The following is a 19,723-nucleotide window of genomic DNA, read 5'->3' on the forward strand; positions in this document are numbered from 1 at the left end:
CAGGCGCTATAGGCCGGCCTCCCGCCTGCCCCGCCCCTCTTCTCACCGAGGTCGGTAGATATAACCGACCTCGGTGCGTTACTTGTGCCGGTTTCGCAAGTGGCGCCGGGGAGGGGTGGCGGGGCCGGGGCGGATGCCGTCAGAAACCAGGGCGGTGACCTCTGCGGGGGCCAGTGGCCGTCCGGCGCGCACTTCCTCCAGCAGCAGGCGCATAGCGGCCTCGTTGCTGTTGGTCGCCTCGGCGGCGGCGAGCTGGCGCTGGTAGGAGGCACCGGCCTCCAAGGTCACCCGGACGCTGTCCAGTTCGGACTCGCAGCCCAAGTCGCTCGCCACCGGCTCCAACTCGGTGAGCATCCGCTCGACCGTCTCCGTCACCAGTTCCTCCGTGCCGGCTGAGTCCGTGATCAAAATGGCGTCCATGCCGTAGCGGGCGGAGCGCCACTTATTCTCATTGACGTACCAGGGCGGCAGCGCGTCCAATTGCTCACCGCGATCCAGGCGGCGGGAGAAGTCCTCGACCAGGCACTGGGTGAGGGCGGCGATGCCGCCCAGCTCCGTGAGGTTGGTGGCGGCGTCGCAGGACCTGACTTCGATGGTGCCCAGCCGAGGCGACGGGCGCACATCCCAGCGGACCTCCGTGAAGTCCTCAATGACGCCGGTGTGAACCATATCGCCCACGAAGCCCTCCAGCTCATCCCAGGAGTTCAGCTGGTGGGGGGCTCCCGCCGTCGGCAACTGCTGGAACATCATGGCGCGGTTATCCGCGTATCCGGTGGAGGCACCCGCCCAGAAGGGCGAAGAGGCGCTCAGGCACTGCAGGTGCGCGGCGCGCGTGAGCAGGGCGGACAAGATGGGCAGCACCTTGCTGCGGTCCTCTATGCCCACGTGCACATGCGTGCCGAAGATGAGCATCTGGTGCCCCCACAGCCGGGTGCGTTCCACGAGCCGCGCATAGCGCTCGGCGTCGGTGACCTTCTGCACCAGCGGGTCGGCGAAGGGGTGCGTGCCGGCGCTGGCCAGCTGCACCCGCAGCGGCTTGACGACGGGAAGCAGCCGGTCATAGGCGAGCGCAATGTCCTCAATGCACTGTGCGACGGTGCGGCGGGCCCCGGAGACCAGCTCCACGGTGTTGAGCATCATCTCGCCGTGGATATTCGGATCCTGGCCAACCAGGCGCAGCACGTCTGCGGCGCACTGGCGCAGGTCCAGGCTGTCGCTGTCCACCAGCTGCAGCTCCCACTCGATACCGAGCGTGGAGCGGGCGGAGCGGGCGAAGGGCAGATCCGTGCGATGCAGCAGATGTGCGCGGGGCGTCCGGGTGAATGCGGGGGTAGTAGGTGTCATGACGGAGCTCCTCTCGGAGGCGTTGAGCAGGGACACTTGCGTACGTTTACGGTGAAGGATGATCGTTACGTACCTGGACACGTGCTGGGGGAGGCGATGCGTGCGCAGGGGCCTGCGCGTCGGCCTCCGGCCGGCTGAGCGGTTCGACGACGAGCACGGCGCCCCTCGGGGAGCGGCCGCGCCCGCCCTCGCCGCGTGGGCCGATACGGGTCAACAGCCAGACCTCCCCGGCGTCGCCCCGCGGGCGCAGGGAGGCGCGCAGCGCGTCGGGGGAGATCTCCACGCCGCGGGAGTGAATCTCCAGGTGGCCGATGCCGCGATCGCGCACGCGGGCACGCAGTGCCTTTAGGTGCAGGGGGAGCACCTCCACCAGCCTCCAGGAGCGTACGAAGGGGGCCAGCTCCGGCCCGGCGGGCCGCGCACCCGTCAGGTAGGCGATGCGGTGCCCAACCGGGCGTGCATCCAGGCGGCCCGCGAGGTGGGCTACCAGGCCCGCACGGATGGCCGCGCCGTCCGGCTCGTGAATGACAGCGCCCAGGTCCTCCACTCCGGTTACAGGCTCGACTTGAGCGGGCGGGGCCGTGGGGTCCGTGCAGTCGGGGTCGCTCAGCACGTGGGCGGCGGGATCGCCGTCTCCGACGGAGCGCAGGACCAGGGCGGAGCGGCCGGGTCCCTCCGGAGCCAGGGGGCCGCACCAGATACCGGCCTCGACCACCTCGCCGTCTACGCTCACCCACTGCACTTGGGCGTCGGCCGGCAGCAGCGCATGGTCGATCCCCGGGGCAACCTTGACGCCCAGGGCCGCCACCTGCTCGCGCAGAGCCAGTACCCGTCCCAGCGGAGGGGACCAGCGCTCGGGGTCGGTGATGCGCCGCCCGCCGGAGCGGCGCGCCGGATCAGCGAAGACCGCGTCCACGCCAGCGGCCGCCAGATCCACTTCCAGCGCATCGGCGCAGCGCACCTCGGTGTTCGGGAAGGGGGAGAGGTTGACGGTGGCGAGCGCCGCCGTCGGCTCGTCCCCGTCCACTGCCAGTACGCGAGGGCACAATGACGCCAGTGCCAGTGCGTCGCCGCCGATGCCGCAGCCTAGGTCGGCCACGTACTGAATGCCGGCGCGCGCGTAGCGGGAGGCGTGATGGGCGGCGACCGTCAGCCGGGTGGCTTGCTCCAGGGTGTCGGAGGTGAACAGCATGCGCTCCGCGAAGGGGCCGAACTTGGAGGCGGCGCGTTGGCGCAGACGCTGTTGTGTCAGCGCAGCGGCGACCAGCGCGGAGGAATAACCCTCGCGGCGCAGGGACTCGCCCAGGGCGAGTGCCTGGTCGGGATCGTACGGTGGCAGAGATTCGAGCAGCCGCCAACCTTCGGGAGTCAGCAGCGGGGCGAGGTCGAAGCCGTCCATCGCCGAGAATCATGACATGCCTGCCTGCCCGCGCGCCGCATCCGGAGAGGCGTCTCACGGTTAGAGACGCCTCACGGTTCGTGGACCGGCGCCCCCCGCCGCGGCCTGCCTGGTGAATGCTACCTCCCCCGGGGCTCCAGGTGGCGGCGCTCCGCTGCGCGCACGGTCCCGATGCGCTGCCGGAGGCGAACATCCCCGACGCCGGCTCCCTATGCCGCTACGCTGACACGTCCGTACGGGGTGACGCCTGCAGGGCATCACTGGCACACCACAAAAGCCCCACTCCCTAGCCGCTGGCTGGGCGAACCGGGGCAGACGAAGGAGGAATCGCGTGGCACGACGCGACAGACGACGCCGCTGGCGCTGGGCCCTGGGCGGGCTGGTTGCGCTCGCGGTGGCGGTGGTGGCGCTGCCCAATGCCTGGGTATGGGCTGCAGCCGCGGGGCACGTGACGGACCACGGGGCCGCGGATGATGATGCGGTCGCGCCGGTCGCCGTCGTCCTGGGCGCGTCGGTGTACTCCTCCGGGGAGCCGTCTCCGTGGCTGCGCTACCGGCTGGACGTGGCCGCTGACCTGTACGAGTCCGGGCGGGTGGAGGCCATCCTCGTGTCCGGCGACAACGGCCAGGCCAGCTACAACGAGCCCATCGCCATGTACGAGTACCTGGTGTCCATAGGGATTCCGAGCGGGGCGATCGCCGTGGACTATGCAGGTTTCGACACCTACGCCACCTGCGTGCGGGCCCGGAAGGTGTTTGGCGTCTCCGAGGCGATTGTGGTCAGCCAGGACTTCCACGAGGCGCGTGCGGTGGCGGTGTGCCGGGCCGTGGGCGTGGATGCATCCGGAGTGGGTGACGTGCGCGCCCGCGCCAACCGCTCCACCTGGGCATACAGCTGGCTGCGGGAGCGCGGGGCGGCGGTGAAGGCCGGCTGGGACGTACTCACCGATCGCACCCCGCTGCTAGGGGACCGGGAGACCAGCGTGGACGAGGCCATCGCCTGGACACGGGCCGCCAGGGCGGCGTGAGCCGCCCGCGGGTAGGCCGGGAGAGGCAGCGGGGCCGCCCGTCGGCCCGGCGCATTGCCGCAATGCCGAAGGTGGTTCGGCTAGGGGCAGGACGTGTTGGGTGGCGGGCGCCTGGCGGAGCACGCCTACGGCGAACCGCCATGACTGCTTTAGCACTCGCGTTGACTGAGTGCTAAAGCCGCGCGTAGATTCTGCTGTGGTGCGCGAGGCGCTTAGGCGACCCCGCGTGACCCGCATCATCCGTGCCGGACCGACCCCCGCGACGGCGGCTCGACACCCCGGGATGCGGCAACCAGTCATTTACCCGCCAATCAAGAAGCGAGAAGGGGAGAACGACATGTCGATCTCCATCAAGCCGCTCGAGGACCGCATCGTCGTGCAGACGGTCGAGGCCGAGCAGACCACCGCGTCCGGTCTGGTCATTCCGGACACCGCCAAGGAGAAGCCGCAGGAGGGCAAGGTCGTGGCCGTGGGCCCGGGCCGTGTCGACGACTCCGGCAAGCGCATCCCCGTCGACGTCGCAGAGGGCGACGTCGTCATCTACTCCAAGTACGGCGGCACCGAGGTCAAGTACGACGGCGAGGACTACCTGATCCTGTCCGCCCGCGACGTCCTGGCGGTCGTCACCCGCTGACCGGTAGCTCGCCGGCGTTTCGCCATAGCTCGTTGTGGGGTGGCAGGCACGTGCCTGCCGCCCCACAGCCGTATCCGGCGCGTCGAGGATGGCGGCGGCGTGTGGCGGATCTCGACGTGCGTCGCTCGCCGCGCGGGTTCTACGATGATTCCGTGAGCGACCCGATCACCAGCCCCGACATCTTCGCACCCACCGGCCTGACTTACGACGACGTCCTCCTGCTGCCCAGGCTCACCGACGTCATCCCCTCCGAAGTCGATACGACCTCCCGCCTGACCCGTAAGATCTCGTTGGCCACCCCGCTGCTGAGCGCCGCCATGGACACCGTCACCGAGTCCGACATGGCCATCGCCATGGCCCGGCAGGGCGGCATCGGCATCCTGCACCGCAACCTGTCGATCGAGGAGCAGGCCCAGCACGTGCGTCGGGTTAAGCGCTCGGAGTCCGGCATGGTCTCCGATCCGGTCACGGTGGGCCCGGACGCCACCATTTCCCAGCTGGACGAGCTGTGCGGCCAATACAAGGTGTCCGGATTGCCGGTCGTCGACGACGCCGGGAACCTGCTGGGCATCATCACTAACCGTGACCTGCGCTTCGTGCCTACCGAGCGCTGGGACACCCTGACGGTGCGCGAGTGCATGACCCCGCGCGAACGGCTGATCACCGGCCCGGCCGGCATCTCCCGCGAGGACGCCAAGGCGCTGCTGGCCGAGCACCGCATCGAGAAGCTGCCGATCATCGACGCCGACGGCCGCCTGTCCGGGCTGATCACCGTTAAGGACTTCGTCAAGACCGAGCAGTACCCCAACGCCACCAAGGACGAGGCGGGCCGTCTGGTGGTCGGCGCCGCCGTCGGCTACTGGGGCGACACCTGGGAGCGTGCCGGCGCCCTGGCCGAGGCCGGCGTGGACGTGATCGTGGTGGACACCGCCAACGGTGGTGCCAAGCTGGCCCTGGAGATGATCTCCCGGATCAAGCACGACCCGGCCTTCTCCGGCATCGAGGTGATCGGCGGCAATGTGGCCACCCGTGAGGGCGCGCAGGCGCTCATTGACGCCGGTGTTGACGCCGTCAAGGTGGGGGTCGGGCCGGGCTCGATCTGCACCACCCGTGTGGTGGCCGGCGTTGGCGTGCCCCAGGTGACTGCCGTGTACGAGGCTGCCCGCGCCTGCACTCCCGCAGACGTGCCGCTGATCGCCGACGGCGGCCTGCAGTACTCCGGCGATATCGCCAAGGCCCTGGTGGCCGGGGCCGACACCGTCATGCTGGGCTCCCTGCTGGCCGGCTGTGCCGAGTCCCCGGGGGACCTCGTATTTGTCAACGGCAAGCAGTGGAAGCGCTACCGGGGCATGGGGTCGCTCGGGGCGATGAGCTCGCGCGGCCGCAAGTCCTACTCCAAGGACCGCTACTTCCAGGCCGACGTCTCCGGGGATGACAAGATCATCCCCGAGGGCATCGAGGGGCAGGTGCCCTTCTCCGGGGCGCTGGCCGACGTCGTCTACCAGCTGGTCGGCGGGCTGCACCAGTCGATGTTCTACGTGGGGGCGCGCACCATCCCCGAGCTGAAGGCCAACGGCCAGTTCGTGCGCATCACGGCGGCCGGGCTCAAGGAGTCCCACCCGCACGACGTGAAGATGACCGTCGAGGCTCCCAACTACACCGGCCGCGAGTCCTGACCTGGGCGTTCCGTGAGGAATCACTGCGCTCGCGGCGGGCGCTGGCTGGGCGCGCCGCGCGTCTTCGCTGGGCACGCCGTGAGGTATCGCCGTGCACGCGGTGGGCCCTGACTGGGCTGGGCGCTGGCTGGGCGCGCCGCGCGCCTTCACCGGGCGTGCCGGAGCCCTGGGGAGCCGGTCCGCCGGCGGCGCCTTCACATGCCGTCGGGCAGTGGCCAGGAGGTGTTGACGTCGGGCGTGCGGCCACGGCGGCGCAGGAACTCGTTGAAGGAAACCGCCCAGTCACGGTGCGCCGCCGCTTGCCAGGACATCAGCTCCGTGCGCGGGATACGGGCGATCTCCGGGTGGGCGTAGGCCATGGCGTCCAGTACGTCCAGCGTGGCCACCACGTCCACCTCGGCCGTGTGCAGGCCGCCCGCCTGGGGATCCACGCCGTAGAACGCGCACAGGTCCGTCAGACGCCGCTTGCCCTTGCGATAGCGGTTCACCCTCCGGTCGATCACGAGTGGATCCACCACGGGGCCCAGCTCTCTGCCCAGCCGCTGGCGCACGGTGGGCAGGCCGTGGCGGACTAGCTCCGTCTCCAGCAGGGCCAAGTCATAGGCCGCGTTGTATGCAACCACAGGCGTGCCGGCCGACATCGCCTGGGTCAGCGCCGCTGCCACCTCCTCCAGCACCTGGTCAACCGGGCGGCCCTCGGCGCGGGCGCGCGCAGTGGAGATGCCGTGTACGGCGGAGGCGGAGTCGGGGATCTCCACGCCCGGGTCCGCAAGCCAGGTGGTGATGCGCTGCGGGCGGGCGCCGTCCGCGCCACGCGGGCCGCGGGCGACCAGTGCAGCCGTCACCAGCCGGTCCGTGGTGGGGGAGACGCCGGTGGTCTCGGTGTCGAACCCGAGCAGTGGGCCGTCGGCCCAGGAGTCGGGCGCCGTGGCCGGATTGGATACTGGTTGCTCGCTCATGTGCCGAGTGTGCCACCGCCCACTGACACGAATAGCGCGACCGGCACAGGCCGCGCCGGTGTGAACATGATTCTGCGGTCGGGACAGGCTTGGAAACAGGGGCGGCCCGCAGTGGGACCGCCCGCGCGCCGTTGGCCGCCTGAAACGCACTTTCAGACGCTCCAACTGCGGGAATCCGTCCAACCGCGGAAACCCGCTCCAAGTGGAGTGCCGGGACCCGGCCGGGTCCGTGCCCGAGCGCCGCGTCGCATGCCGGGCGCGGGCACGACGGGCCGGCGAAGCGGACAGTGGACCCCGTCAAGGTCGCCAACGCACAACCAGCCCCCACCCCACCTAGCCACCTGATCCTCGTGCCCGGAAGCGGGGCCATCTGCTACGCCACTTCGGGGTTAACAACGCCTGTTAACGGCCTGCTGAAGGGCTGGGAGGTATACAGCAGGCCGTTAAGTGGCGTTGTTAACGTCCAACGGGCGTAGTAGCAGACCTCGCGCAACCACCGCGCCTGCAAGCCGAGGAGAATGGGGAGCAGCTCACCGGAGTTCGCGGCGGTTGTCCGCGCTGCGTGCCAGCTACGATGCTCTTCGTGAGCGGTGAGATCGAGATCGGGCGGGACAAGCGCGCCCGCCAGGCCTATTCCTTCGATGACATTGCACTGGTTCCGGCGCGCCGCACCCGTGACGTGCGCGATGTGCGCGTCGGCTGGCAGCTGGACGCCTACCACGTGGACCTGCCGGTGATGGCCTCGCCCATGGACTCGGTGATGAGCCCCGAGACGGCGATTCTGGTTGGGCGGCTCGGCGGCATCGGCGTCCTGGACCTGGAAGGGCTGTGGACCCGCTACGAGGACCCGACCCCCGCCCTCGAGCGCATCCGCTCCGCCGCACCCGAGCAGGCCACCGCCGTGCTTCAGGACGTCTATCGTCCCCCGGTGCGCCCCGAGCTCATCGCCTCCCGCCTGGAGGAGATCCGGCAGGCAGGAGTTGTCGTCGCCGGGCGCCTCAGCCCCTCCCAGACCCAGCGGCACTGGCGCACCGTCGTCGACGCCGGCGTCGACCTGCTGGTCATCCGCGGCTCGGTCGTCTCCGCCGAGCACGTCTCCGGGTCGGTCGAGCCCCTGAACCTCAAGCGCTTCATCTACGAGCTGGACGTGCCCGTGGTGGTCGGCGGCGTGACCACCTACACCGCGGCCCTGCACCTGATGCGTACCGGCGCGGCGGGTGTGCTGGTTGGCCAGGGCGGAGGTGCCTCCTCCTCCGTGCGGCAGGTCCTCGGCCTCCACATGCCCATGGCCACTGCCGTCGCCGACGTCGCAGCGGCTCGCCGTGACTACATGGACGAGTCCGGCGGGCGCTACGTGCATGTCATTGCCGACGGCTCGGTCGGCAACTCCGGCGACGTCGTCAAGGCCATCGCCTGCGGTGCCGACGCCGTTATGCTCGGCGCCGCACTCGCCCGTGCCCAGGAGGCCCCCGGCGGCGGCTACCACTGGGGTGCCGAGGCCCGCCATGAGCGGCTGCCCCGCGGCTACCGCAGCCACGTGGGCACGGTGGGCACCATGGAGCAGATCCTGTCCGGACCCTCGGACCGCGCCGACGGCACCCTGAACCTCATGGGTGCCCTGCGGCGCACGCTCGCCACCACCGGATACGCCGATGTCAAGGAGCTGCAGCGGGTTGAGATCGTGGTGGCCCCATACGAGCCGAGCTGACGCAGCCGGCGGCGGGGGCCGTTGGGGCGGGTCGGCGGCACCGCATCCGGTTTGTGGAGCGTGTCGCGGTGGAGGTTACGGTCAGGCTGCGCATGCTTGACGTCACGTATTTCTTCGACTATAAAATAATCTCGCATCCCGCGCCGCGGCGTCGCGGCACCCCACCAATCGGGCTGCACTCGTAACTCGTCCGCGATTCTGCCCATGTCAAAGGAGACCCCGTGCCCGATTCCCCCATCGTCCACCTGCGCCGCGGCGGCACCTCGCTGGTCCTGAGCCTCCTACCCGACCGTCACCCGGTGGTCCGCCACTGGGGTGAGGACCTGGGCGAGCTCGACGGCGCGGCGCTGGCCGATGTCGGCATCGCCCAGAACACGAGCACCGGCTCCAACCAGACTTGGACCACGCCGGACCTGCCCGTGCTGCCGCTGCCGCACCTGGGCTGGTCGGCTCGCCCGGCCGTCCTGCTGCACCGCGCGGACGGCTCCGCCTTCTCCGTGCACCCCGAGTCCGTCAACCACAGCGTCGAGACCGTCGAGGCGCCCGGCGGGTGGGCCGACGTCGTCACCTCCACCGCCACCGATCCGGTCCACGGGATCGAGCTGACCACCGTGCTGCGGCTGGAGCCGACCGGTATCGTCCGCCTGCGCGCCGAGGTCGCCGATACCGCAGGCCCCGGCGCCGCGCCGCTGGAGGTCGACGAGATCGCCCCCGTGCTGCCGGTGCCCTCCGATGCCACCGAGCTGCTGGACTTCACCGGTCACCACGCCTTTGAGCGCCAGCCGGTCCGCACCCCCTTCGCCCCCGGCACCCGCCTGCGGGAGTCCTGGGAGGGGCGCACGGGGCACGACGCCGCAACCTGGTTGGCCGCGGGCACGCCCGGCTTCGGCTGGCGCCGCGGCCGAGTACACGCCGTTCACCTCGCCTGGTCGGGCAATACCCGCGCATTGGCGTCCCATCCGCAGCAGGGCTACCGGCTGCTCGGGGCGGGGGAGCTGCTCCAACCCGGCGAGGTCGTGCTCGGCCCCGGCCAGAGCTACACCAGCCCGTGGGTAGTCGGCTCCTGGGGTGAGGGCCTGGACGCCCTGGCCGCCCGCTCGCATGCCCACGTGCGTGCCTTGCCCTCCTATCCGTCGCGGCCCCGGCCGGTCCTGCTCAATATCTGGGAGGCCGTCTACTTCAAACACGACCTGAACACCCTCAAGGCCCTGGCCGACGAGGCCGCGGCAATCGGCATTGAGCGCTTCGTCATTGACGACGGCTGGTTCGGGTCCCGCCGCGACGACACCTCCGGCCTGGGGGACTGGCAGGTCTCCGCGGAGGTCTGGCCCACCGGGCTGGAACCGCTGGCGCAGCACGTGCGCTCCCTCGGCATGGAGCTGGGGCTGTGGTTCGAGCCGGAGATGGTCAACCTCGACTCCGACCTGGCCCGCGCCCACCCGGACTGGGTCCTGTCCGACGGCGCCGGCGGCGCGGTGGAGCACCGCAACCAGCGAGTCCTGGACCTGACCGCACCCGGCGCCTGGGACTACCTGTATCAGGCCATCAGCGACCTGGTGGAGCGGCTGGACCTGGCCTACATCAAGTGGGACCACAACTCCACGGTGCTCGCCGCCGGGCACATGGCCCCCAACGCCGCACTCGGCACCCGCTACGGCGCCCCGGCCGTCCACGAGCAGACCCTGGCCCTGTACCGCCTCCTGGACGCCCTTCACGAGCGCTTCCCGGGGTTGGAGATCGAGTCCTGCTGCGGTGGCGGTGGGCGCATCGACCTGGGGATAATCGAGCACACCCAGCGCGTGTGGACCTCCGACTGCAACGACGCCCATGATCGCGCCAACATCAACCGCGGCACCATGACGCTGCTGCCTCCCGAGCTGATCGGCACCCACGTCGGTGCCGGCCGGGACCACACCACGCTGCGCAGCCTCGACGTCTCCTTCCGCGCCGCCACCGCCCTGTGGGGGCATATGGGTGTTGAGTGGGACCTGCTGAGCGCCACCGACGCGGACAAGCGGGGCCTCGCCGAGCTGATCGCCCTGCACAAGCAGTTGCGCCCCCTGCTGCACTCCGGCACCGTGGTCCACGCCGACGTCGATGAGGACGACGCCGTGCGCATCCAGGGCGTCGTCGCCCCGGACCGCTCAGAGGCCCTGTTCGGACTGACCGGCCTGGGGCAGGCGCTCACCTGGCCGGGCGCCCCCCGGCCACTGCCCGGCCTGGACCCGGAGCGCACCTACCGGGTGCAGCTGGCAACACCCCTGTACGAGGGGCACATGTATCAGGCCGCCTGGACCCGCCCGGAGGGCGTGGTGCTGCCGGGCTCGTACCTGGCGACCACGGGGCTCTCGCTGCCAGTCATCCATCCCGACCACTCGCTGCTGGTGCGCGTCACCGCCGTCTGAGGCAGCGAAGCGGGCGCGGACCCGCTTGCGTATCCGCCGCGGACCGCGGCGCGCGCGGGCGACGCCCCGCCCACGCGCCGTTGTCCGTCTTGTATTCCCAATCCCATTTCACCGCCAGGAACGGAGCACCGTACATGTCCACAGCGACCGCCGCGGCTGCACCGGCGCTGCGCAGGAAACCGAAGGATGACCGCCTGCTGGGCATCGCCTTCATCATTCCCGCCGGCATCGGTCTGATCGCCTTCTACATCTGGCCCCTCATCCGGGGCATCTGGCTGTCATTCACCGAGTACAACCTGCTGACCCCGGAGCAGTTCACGGGGCTAGCCAACTACCAGCGCATGATCGGCGACTCGATCTTCTGGAACGCCGTGCGCGTCACCCTGGAGTACGTGCTGATCAATATCGGCTTCCAGACCGTCCTGGCGCTGATCATTGCCGTGCTCATGCAGCGGTTGACGCAGTCCACCCTGGTGCGCTCGATCGTGCTGACCCCCTACCTGGTGTCCAACGTCGTCGTCGCCATGCTGTGGCTGTGGATCCTGGATAATACGCTGGGCATTTCCAATGAGATCATCTCGGCCATCACCGGGGAGAGCGTCAACTTCTTCTCCTCGTCCCTGGCGATCCCCACGATCGCGATGATCAATGTGTGGCGGCACGTGGGCTACACCGCCCTGCTTATCTTCGCGGGCTTGCAGTCGATCCCGAACACGGTCTACGAGGCCGGCAAGATGGACGGCGCCAGCGAGTGGACCATGTTCTGGAGGATCACGGTGCCACTGCTGCGGCCCATCCTGGCCCTGGTGCTGATCATGACGATGATCGGGTCCTTCCAGGTGTTCGACACCGTTTCGGTTACCACCCAGGGTGGCCCGGTCAATGCCAGCCGCGTACTGCAGTACTACATCTACGACATGGCCTTCGGACGCTTCCAGTTCGGCTACGCCTCCGCCATGGCGGTGGGACTGCTGATCGTCCTGGCCGCGATCACGATTCTCCAGTACCGCATGACCCGTGCGGGCGAGACGGACCTGGACTGAGAGGAACGACTAACCATGAGCGCTCTCACCACCACAAGTACCGGCGTGACAGCAGGCGCCAAGACCGAGCAGCGACGCTCGGACAAGCGCGGCCTGTCGGTTGGCCGGGTGATCGCCTGGATCTTCATGGCGCTGGTCATGGTCGTCACGATCCTGCCCTTCTACTGGGTGCTGCGCACCGCGCTGTCCTCCAACGCCGGCATCACCTCTGACCCCACCTCGATCCTGCCGGTTGACATCAACCTGCGCGGCTTCGCCCGCGTATTCGGCATGCAGTCCACCGAGGAGGCCCTGGCCGACGGCGGCTCCGGTGCCTCCATGAACTTCTGGATCTACCTGCGCAACTCGGTAATCGTGGCCACGCTGGTGACCGCCGGCCAGGTGTTCTTCTCCGCCATGGCGGCCTACTCCTTTGCCCGCCTGCGCTGGCGCGGCCGGGACGCCGTGTTCACACTGTTCCTGGCGGCGCTGATGGTGCCCTCGATCTTCACGCTGCTGCCCAACTTCGTGCTGGTCAAGCAGATCGGGCTCATCGACAACCTGCTGGGCGTCGCCCTGCCCACCATGTTCATGACGCCTTTTGCGGTGTTCTTCCTGCGGCAGTTCTTCATGAATATCCCCAGGGAGCTGGAGGAGGCGGCCCTGCTCGACGGCGCCTCGAAGATCCGCGTGTTCTTCCAGCTCATCCTGCCGATGGCCAGCGCGCCCATCTCCACCCTGGCGATTATCACCTACATCACCGCCTGGAATGACTACTTCTGGCCACTGCTGGTCTCCTACACGGATTCCTCCCGGGTACTTACCGTGGCCGTGGCCGTATTCCGGTCCCAGGCACCCACCTCCGGCACCGACTGGTCCGGCCTCATGGCCGCCACGCTCGTGGCCGCCCTGCCGATGCTGCTGCTGTTCATGGCAGCGGCCAAGCGCGTCGTCAACTCCATCGGCTTCACCGGAATCAAGTGAGGGACCAGATGAACAACAAGCTCATGCTCACTCGCCGCGGCCTGTTCACAGGCGCAATCGCCGGAGCTGCGGCGCTGACGCTCGCGGCCTGCTCCGGCAATGACGAGCAGGCCAAGTCCAACACCATCGACTACTGGATGTGGGATGCCAGCCAGGAACCGGCGTACCAGGCCTGCGCGGACCGCTTCAAGGAGAAGACGGGCATAACCGTCAACATCACCCAGATCGGTTGGGGCGACTACTGGACCAAGCTCACGGCCGGCTTCATTGCCGGCACCGGCCCGGACGTATTCGTGGACCACATCGCGAAGTTCGCGCAGTTCGTCGATCTGGACGTGCTGGTTCCGCTCGACGAGCAGCCCGCCTGGTCCGGCGTCGACGAGTCCGCCTTCCAGGAGGGCCTACTGGACCTGTGGAAGGGAGAGGACGGTCGCCAGTACGGCTGCCCCAAGGACTGGGACACGGTGGCGTTGTTCTACAACCAGGACATGCTCGCCCAGGCCGGAGTCTCCGAGGAGGAGATCCAGGCCTGCCAGTGGAATCCCGACGACGGCGGCAGCTTCGAGCGTATCCTCGCCCGGCTCACCGTGGACCGCAACGGGGTGCGTGGTGACGAGGAGGGCTTCGATCCCAAGCATGTGGCGGTCTACGGCCTGGGCATCCAGGACTCCGGCTCCAGCGACGGACAGACCCAGTGGAGCCCCTTCACTGCCACGGTGGGGGACTGGCACTACACGGACCAGGAGACCTGGGGCACCCACTACCGCTACGACGAGGACGACTTCCAGCGCACCCTGGACTGGTACTTCGGCCTAGTGGACAAGGGGTATCTGAACCCCAACGGTGCCTTCTCGGACGCCACCAGCACGGACATCCAGCTCGGCTCCGGATCGATCGCGATGGCCATCCATGGGGCGTGGATGTTCAACACCTTCGCGGGCCTGGACATCAATGTGGGCATCGCCCCGACCCCGATCGGGCCGAACGGCAACCGTGCGTCGCTGTTTAACGGCCTGGGAGACTCCATCGTGAAGGACTCCGACAAGGTGGACCTGGCCTCCCAGTGGGTGGCGTTCCTGGGGACCGCTGAGGCGCAGGACATTGTCGCCTCCTACGGGATCGTGTTCCCGGCGATCTCCTCCTCTACGGAGAAGGCCATCGGGGTGTTTGAGGAGACCGGGCTGTCAACCGACGCCTTCACGGTGCACCTGGAGGAGGGCGGGCAGACCTTCTTCTTCCCGCTTACCTATTTCGGTGCCGACGTCAGTGCGATCATCACCCCGGCGGTGGATGCGGTCTGGGTGGATCGCGTGCCGGCGTCCACGCTGAGCAGCTACAACGATCAGGTCAATCTGCTGTTCGAGACGTCCGTGCACGGTGATTGAGCGGCCAGTTGCAGGTCGGCGAAGCGGCGAATGGCAGGCGAGTGGCACGGCGATCCGGGCGGTAATTGGCGCGCGGACCGTATTCGTGGCGTTATTCGCAGCCACGGGGCGGCGAAGTCGGGTAGTGTGAGCCTGACATCAGCCGTCGTGCTGGTTCATATCAGTGCACAGGTGCAATCCCTGCATCCCGGGTGCTGATCCCGGTTCTCTCTAAGGAGTACATATGGCCCAGGTCACCGCCACAATCGCCTCCAAGGTCGGCCTTCACGCCCGCCCCGCCGCAACCTTCGTCAAGGCTGTCGCCGAGAAGGGTGTGCCCGTCACCATCGCCAAGGAGGGCGGCGCTCCCGTTGACGCCTCCTCCATCCTGGGCGTTATGACGCTCGGCGCCGGCTTCGGCGACGTCGTCACTCTCGCCTCCGACGCCGACGGCGCCGACGGTGCCCTGGAGGAGCTCAAGGCCCTCCTCGAGACCGACCTCGACGCCTGAAGTAGCAGCAATACCGGACGCGCCACCTGCCGTCCGCCTCCCCGAGGCGGGCACGGGTGGCGCGTCCGGTATTTGCGGGAGCCGGTAGGGTGCGGCCTATGACGATCATCGCCGCGGCGGACGGCTCCGCCTTGGGAAACCCCGGACCGGCCGGCTGGGCCTGGTACGTTGATGAGGACTGCTGGGCGGCGGGCGGCTGGGAGAACTCCACCAACAACCGCGGTGAGCTCACCGCCGTGCTGGAGTTGCTGCGGGCGACGGCGCAGGCGGGCCTGGCCGGGGAGGAGCTGCTCATCCAGGCGGACTCCCAGTACGTCATCAACTCCCTGACCAAGTGGATTCACGGCTGGAAGCGCCGCGGCTGGCGCAAGGGCGACGGCAAGCCGGTCCTCAATGATGACCTCATGAAGCAGTTGGATGCGGCCATGCGGGGGCGCGAGGTGCGCTTCGAGTGGGTGCGCGGTCACGTCGGCCACCCCATGAACGAGGCCGCCGACCAGCGCGCCCGCGCCGCCGCCACCGCCTACCAGCGGGGCACGGCCGTTCCCGCCGGCCCCGGCTGGACTCGGCCCGGCGACGTGTCGCCCAGCACAGGCGGAACCGCCGGTGCGCAGCAGCTCACTGACGCGGCTGGTCCGGTTCCCGGGCGTGAGCAGCAAGCGTCTGCGGAGACCGGGACGCTCTTTTAACCGTGGGGACGGCTTCGGTTCTCGCGTACGAGTCAGGCCTCCGGCTTCTGGATGACTGACCCCGTGGGTTGTCGTCAGGCAGGGTTTGCGGCGAGGGAGCTGGCCGGGTGCTGTGGTGGTGCCGCTGGCGGTGCAGCCGGGTGTTCACCGGGCTGGTCCCGGCGGTCCTACCTGCTGATCGGACACAAGCCGTTGGGGGTGGGTGCCGGGCGAGCGCCTGGGGTGTCAAAAATGATGACAAACGCCGCGGACGGCGTCGAGCCCAGCGGACAAAGCCTTGGAATCATGCGGGCGCCGCATAACTCCTAGTGGGCGTGGGAGGCGATTGTCATCGGTTTTGACAACCGCATGAGCGTCACCGCCTCCCCCAGCAGGCCACCTAGGCGCGCAAGCCCCAGAACCACTAGGGGAGAAGCTCCGAAAAGGCATACGTGCGGTAGGAATGCGCCAGGGGTACTGGGTAACGTCCCGGCACGTGTCAGATGGGGGTCAGATGAGGGTCAGATGAGGGTCATGGCCTGGCGGGCGATGGCCAGCTCCTCGTTGGTGGGGTAGACCAGCACGGCGATGGCCGAGTCCGGGGTAGACACCACACGCCCCTCGTCGGAGCGGGCGGCGTTCTTCTCGGCGTCGAGCCGCATGCCCATGAAGCCCAGGCGCTCAACCAGCTCGGCGCGCAGGCGGGCATCATTCTCACCGATGCCGGCGGTGAAGGTCAGCGCGTCCAGGCCACCCATGACGGCGGTGTACGCGCCTACATACTTCACCAGGCGGTGCAGATAGATGTCCATGGCGTCGCGGGCGTCCTGCTCGCCGGCGTCGATGCGCTTCCACACCTCCCGCATGTCGTTGTCCCCGGCCAGGCCCTTCATGCCGGACTCGCGGTTGAACAGGTAGTCGATCTCATCCACGCTCATGCCGGCCACACGCCCCAGGTGGAACACGGCCGCCGGGTCGATGTCGCCGGTGCGCCCGCCCATGACCAGGCCCTCAAGCGGGGTCAGGCCCATGGAGGTATCCACGGCTCGTCCGGCCACGACGGCGGAGGCGGAGGCCCCATTGCCCAGGTGCAGCACGATCTGCTTTAGATCATCGCGACCCAGCAGCCGGGATACCTCGCCGGAGACGAACTGGTGGCTGGTGCCGTGCGCGCCGTAGCGGCGAATGGAGTACTTGTCGGCGACCTCGCGCTTGAGGGCGTAGCGGGCCGCCTCCTCCGGCAGGTCCTGGAAGAAGGCGGTGTCGAACACGGCCACGTGCGGTACGTCGGACAGCAGCTCCAGGCCGACTTCGATGCCCTTCAGGTGAGCGGGGTTGTGCAGCGGACCGAGCGGCACCAGCTCGCTGATCTTGGTGATTACGTCCTCATCCACCAGGGCGGGGCCGGAGAAGTAGCGGCCGCCCTGGACCACCCGGTGGCCCACGGCCACAATGTTCGCCTCGGACAGGGCCGGACCCTCCTCGTCGAATAGGCGCAGCACCTCCGACAGGCCGAAGCCGTGATCGGGCACCGGCTCGTCCAGCTGGGTCTTCTCACCGGCATGGCGGTGGATGATCGTGCCGGTCTCCTCACCGATGCGCTCAACAAGCCCGGACGCCAGGGAGCGGCCGGAGTCGGGGTCGACGAGCTGGTACTTGATGGAGGAGGAGCCGGAGTTGATGACGAGGACGGTCCGGGTGGTCACAATGAGCCTTTCTGCGGGTCGGAAGAGACAAAACTCGAGGGGCGGGGCCGGTGCAGTGCCGCGGCCCCTCCCGGGTCAGGCCTGGGCCTGGACGGCGGTGATGGCCACCGTGTTGACGATGTCCTCCACCAGCGCGCCGCGGGAGAGGTCATTGACGGGCTTGTTCAGGCCCTGCAGCACCGGTCCGATGGCGACGGCGCCGGACGAGCGCTGCACGGCCTTGTAGCCGATGTTGCCACTGGACAGATCCGGGAAGATGAATACGTTGGCGCGGCCGGCCACCTCCGAACCGGGGGCCTTCTTCGCGGCGACGGTCGGATCGATGGCGGCGTCATACTGGATCGGCCCCTCGACGGCGAGCTCCGGCGCCTTCTCCCGCACGATCTCGGTGGCCTCGCGCACCTTGTCCACGTCCGCGCCCTTGCCGGAGGTGCCGGTGGAGAAGGACAGCATGGCCACGCGCGGCTCCACGCCGAACTGGCGAGCGGTCTCGGCGGAGGAGATGGCGATATCGGCCAGCTGCTCGGCGGTGGGGTCGGGGTTGACGGCGCAGTCGCCGTACACCAGCACCCGGTCCTCCAACAGCATCAGGAACACCGAGGAGACGATGGAGGTGCCCGGCTTGGTCTTGATGATCTGGAAGGAGGGGACGATGGTGTGGGCGGTGGTGTGGGCTGCGCCCGAGACCATGCCGTCAGCGTCGCCCATGTGCACCATCATGGTGCCGAAGTAGGACACGTCCTGGACCCGCTCGCGGGCCTGCTCCAGCGTGACGCCCTTCTTGGCGCGCAGGCGGGCGAACTCCGCGGCGTACTTCTCCAGTAGCTCGGGGCTGTCGGTGGGCACTACGCGGGCCGCGGAGATATCCAGTCCCAGCTCGGCGGCCCGCGCCCGCACCGTGGTCTCGTCTCCCAGCAGGATCAGGTCCGCGATGCCGCGGCGGGCGATGACGTCGGCCGCGCGCAGGATGCGGTCGTCGTCGGGCTCGGGCAGGACAATGGTGCGGCGGTCGGCGCGGGAGCGCTCGATCAGCTCGGCCTGGAACATGATGGGGGTGACGACCTCACTGGGCTCCACCTCCAGGGCGGCCAGTAGGGCGTCGACGTCGGCCTCCTGCTCGAAGGTGGTCACCGCGACGTCGAGCTTGCGGGAAGAGGCCTGCCCCAGCCCGCCCTGCAAGGAGCCGGCCACCGACGCGGCGGCGAAGGTGTCCAGCGGGGAGGTCATGACCGGCAGCGGCAGCCGCAGTCCCCGGATCAGGCGCAGTGCGTGCTCCGCCACCTCGAAGCCGCCGTTGAGCACCAGCCCGGCCAGGTTCGGGAAGCCGGTAGAGGCCTGGGCGGCGGCCAGGGAGATCAGTGCGGCGGAGCGGTCGGCGGGGACGATGACCACCTGGCCCTCATTCAGGCGCTCAAGCACGTGGGAGACGTCCATGGCGGCGATGAGCACGCCCTCGGCCTCGCGCTCGAGCAGCGCGTCATCCCCGCTGATGAGAGTGCCCTCGACGGCGTTCATGACCTCGCGCACCGAGGGGGCGCCCAGCAGCGGCACCTCGGGCAGGGTCGTGGTGGCCACGCCCTCCAGCCCCGCCAGCGCCGCGGCCACCTCCGCACGCGTGCCCGCGGGGCACTTGTTGGCCACTACGGCGACGGTGCGGGCGTGGTTGTCGGCGATCTCGGCCATGGAGACCTCCACGCTGCCGCGCACGTCCTCGGGGTCGCCCTGCCCGGAGACCACCAGCAGCACGGGCACGCCGATGTTCGCGGCTACTCGGGCGTTGAGGGACAGCTCGGGGTTGCCGACCACGTCGGAGAAGTCCGAGCCGTCGATGATGACGACGTCGTGGTCGCGTGCCACCGCCCGGTAGGCGGCGACGATGCGTGACAACGACTCATCGGGGTCGGCGTGGAACTCGTCCCAGGTCACCCCGATGCACTGCGCCGCCGGGGTATTCGAGCCGCAGCGGCGCAGCAGCAGCTCAAGGAAGGGCTCGTCCTCGCGGGAGGCGACAAAGGGCCGGAAGACGCCGACCTTAGCCACAACCTTGGTGAGGGAGGCGACCAGGCCCAGGGCCACGGTCGACTTGCCGGTGCTGGCATTGGGGGAGGCGATGTAAATACTGCGCGCCACGGTGTAGCTGTCCTTTATCTGCGTCTCGACGTCGAGTGGGGTGCGCCGCGGGTGGCCGCCGCGCGCCTGGTACAAGTCTGCCCCAACTGGCGCGATTGTGGGGGCCGCAGAGACGGACGGCGGGTGTTTATGTCCGACTTTTTGGTCACGTGGCGGGCGAGGGACCGGGCGGGAGGGGCGGGCCGC

At 69.1% G+C, this 19,723-nt stretch carries 15 protein-coding genes; 10 read left to right on the plus strand and 5 right to left on the minus strand.

The window, feature by feature from the left end; all coding sequences use genetic code 11:
* Positions 1 to 78 precede the first annotated feature (78 nt).
* Both GZ998_RS06120 and GZ998_RS06125 read right to left on the minus strand, forming a co-directional pair.
* Positions 79 to 1,344 (minus strand): glutamate--cysteine ligase, encoded by a 1,266-nt coding sequence (locus GZ998_RS06120; RefSeq protein ID WP_219109349.1) that lies wholly within the window; start codon positions 1,342 to 1,344, stop codon positions 79 to 81.
* Positions 1,345 to 1,390: 46 nt separating this feature from the next.
* The gene (locus tag GZ998_RS06125; protein ID WP_219109350.1) at positions 1,391 to 2,743 is read right to left on the minus strand and encodes a class I SAM-dependent methyltransferase; all 1,353 of its coding nucleotides are present in this window, start codon (positions 2,741 to 2,743) and stop codon (positions 1,391 to 1,393) included.
* 331 nt (positions 2,744 to 3,074) lie between these two features.
* Between GZ998_RS06125 and GZ998_RS06130 the strand changes: the two genes are divergently transcribed.
* The 3 genes from GZ998_RS06130 to guaB all read left to right on the plus strand — a co-directional run bounded on the left by GZ998_RS06130 (position 3,075) and on the right by guaB (position 6,080).
* Positions 3,075 to 3,770 (plus strand): vancomycin high temperature exclusion protein, encoded by a 696-nt coding sequence (locus GZ998_RS06130; protein ID WP_237564140.1) that lies wholly within the window; start codon positions 3,075 to 3,077, stop codon positions 3,768 to 3,770.
* Positions 3,771 to 4,107: 337 nt separating this feature from the next.
* Positions 4,108 to 4,404, plus strand: coding sequence for a co-chaperone GroES (gene groES, locus GZ998_RS06135; RefSeq protein WP_092532878.1), 297 nt, complete (start codon positions 4,108 to 4,110; stop codon positions 4,402 to 4,404).
* Between the two features lie 152 nt (positions 4,405 to 4,556).
* The gene (gene guaB / locus GZ998_RS06140) at positions 4,557 to 6,080 is read left to right on the plus strand and encodes an IMP dehydrogenase (protein WP_162679656.1); all 1,524 of its coding nucleotides are present in this window, start codon (positions 4,557 to 4,559) and stop codon (positions 6,078 to 6,080) included.
* 194 nt (positions 6,081 to 6,274) lie between these two features.
* On the opposite strand, the gene GZ998_RS06145 is transcribed toward guaB, so the two are convergent.
* Positions 6,275 to 7,039 (minus strand): exonuclease domain-containing protein, encoded by a 765-nt coding sequence (locus tag GZ998_RS06145; protein ID WP_162679657.1) that lies wholly within the window; start codon positions 7,037 to 7,039, stop codon positions 6,275 to 6,277.
* Positions 7,040 to 7,622: 583 nt separating this feature from the next.
* On the opposite strand from GZ998_RS06145, the gene GZ998_RS06150 reads away from it, so the two are divergent.
* The 7 genes from GZ998_RS06150 to GZ998_RS06180 all read left to right on the plus strand — a co-directional run bounded on the left by GZ998_RS06150 (position 7,623) and on the right by GZ998_RS06180 (position 15,722).
* Positions 7,623 to 8,747: a GuaB3 family IMP dehydrogenase-related protein gene (locus tag GZ998_RS06150; RefSeq protein ID WP_161924710.1), complete on the plus strand. Its 1,125-nt coding sequence runs from the start codon at positions 7,623 to 7,625 to the stop codon at positions 8,745 to 8,747.
* Positions 8,748 to 8,968: 221 nt separating this feature from the next.
* Complete coding sequence (locus GZ998_RS06155; RefSeq protein WP_308807176.1) at positions 8,969 to 11,152, plus strand: alpha-galactosidase; 2,184 nt, start codon at positions 8,969 to 8,971, stop codon at positions 11,150 to 11,152.
* Positions 11,153 to 11,286: 134 nt separating this feature from the next.
* Positions 11,287 to 12,195, plus strand: coding sequence for a carbohydrate ABC transporter permease (locus tag GZ998_RS06160; protein ID WP_162679658.1), 909 nt, complete (start codon positions 11,287 to 11,289; stop codon positions 12,193 to 12,195).
* 15 nt (positions 12,196 to 12,210) lie between these two features.
* Positions 12,211 to 13,158, plus strand: a complete 948-nt coding sequence (locus tag GZ998_RS06165; RefSeq protein WP_162679659.1) for a carbohydrate ABC transporter permease — start codon at positions 12,211 to 12,213, stop codon at positions 13,156 to 13,158.
* A gap of 8 nt (positions 13,159 to 13,166) precedes the next feature.
* A complete protein-coding gene (locus tag GZ998_RS06170; RefSeq protein WP_162679660.1) occupies positions 13,167 to 14,543 on the plus strand; it encodes a sugar ABC transporter substrate-binding protein in 1,377 nt (458 codons plus the stop codon).
* Between the two features lie 223 nt (positions 14,544 to 14,766).
* On the plus strand, positions 14,767 to 15,033 hold the full coding sequence (locus tag GZ998_RS06175) for an HPr family phosphocarrier protein (protein ID WP_073328472.1): 267 nt from the start codon (positions 14,767 to 14,769) through the stop codon (positions 15,031 to 15,033).
* A gap of 98 nt (positions 15,034 to 15,131) precedes the next feature.
* The gene (locus GZ998_RS06180) at positions 15,132 to 15,722 is read left to right on the plus strand and encodes a ribonuclease H (protein ID WP_219109351.1); all 591 of its coding nucleotides are present in this window, start codon (positions 15,132 to 15,134) and stop codon (positions 15,720 to 15,722) included.
* Between the two features lie 500 nt (positions 15,723 to 16,222).
* Here GZ998_RS06180 and GZ998_RS06185 read toward each other — a convergent pair whose 3' ends face one another.
* Together GZ998_RS06185 and pta are read right to left on the minus strand one after the other, a co-directional pair.
* On the minus strand, positions 16,223 to 17,407 hold the full coding sequence (locus GZ998_RS06185; protein WP_162679662.1) for an acetate/propionate family kinase: 1,185 nt from the start codon (positions 17,405 to 17,407) through the stop codon (positions 16,223 to 16,225).
* Between the two features lie 75 nt (positions 17,408 to 17,482).
* Positions 17,483 to 19,537 carry a phosphate acetyltransferase gene (gene pta, locus GZ998_RS06190; RefSeq protein ID WP_162679663.1) on the minus strand — a complete coding sequence of 685 codons (2,055 nt, stop codon included), beginning with the start codon at positions 19,535 to 19,537 and terminating at the stop codon, positions 17,483 to 17,485.
* Between the last annotated feature and the right edge of the window lie 186 nt (positions 19,538 to 19,723).

This window comes from Actinomyces sp. 594 (assembly GCF_019325145.1).
GTDB lineage: Bacteria > Actinomycetota > Actinomycetes > Actinomycetales > Actinomycetaceae > Actinomyces.

Excerpts from the sequence above, each read along its gene's own strand:
- GZ998_RS06145 (WP_162679657.1), bottom strand. The coding sequence starts at position 7,039 with ATGAGCGAGCAACCAGTATCCAATCCGGCCACGGCGCCCGACTCCTGG.
- GZ998_RS06175 (WP_073328472.1), top strand. The coding sequence starts at position 14,767 with ATGGCCCAGGTCACCGCCACAATCGCCTCCAAGGTCGGCCTTCACGCC.
- GZ998_RS06180 (WP_219109351.1), top strand. The coding sequence starts at position 15,132 with ATGACGATCATCGCCGCGGCGGACGGCTCCGCCTTGGGAAACCCCGGA.
- GZ998_RS06120 (WP_219109349.1), bottom strand. The coding sequence starts at position 1,344 with ATGACACCTACTACCCCCGCATTCACCCGGACGCCCCGCGCACATCTG.
- GZ998_RS06125 (WP_219109350.1), bottom strand. The coding sequence starts at position 2,743 with ATGGACGGCTTCGACCTCGCCCCGCTGCTGACTCCCGAAGGTTGGCGG.
- GZ998_RS06170 (WP_162679660.1), top strand. The coding sequence starts at position 13,167 with ATGAACAACAAGCTCATGCTCACTCGCCGCGGCCTGTTCACAGGCGCA.
- GZ998_RS06160 (WP_162679658.1), top strand. The coding sequence starts at position 11,287 with ATGTCCACAGCGACCGCCGCGGCTGCACCGGCGCTGCGCAGGAAACCG.
- GZ998_RS06165 (WP_162679659.1), top strand. The coding sequence starts at position 12,211 with ATGAGCGCTCTCACCACCACAAGTACCGGCGTGACAGCAGGCGCCAAG.
- groES (WP_092532878.1), top strand. The coding sequence starts at position 4,108 with ATGTCGATCTCCATCAAGCCGCTCGAGGACCGCATCGTCGTGCAGACG.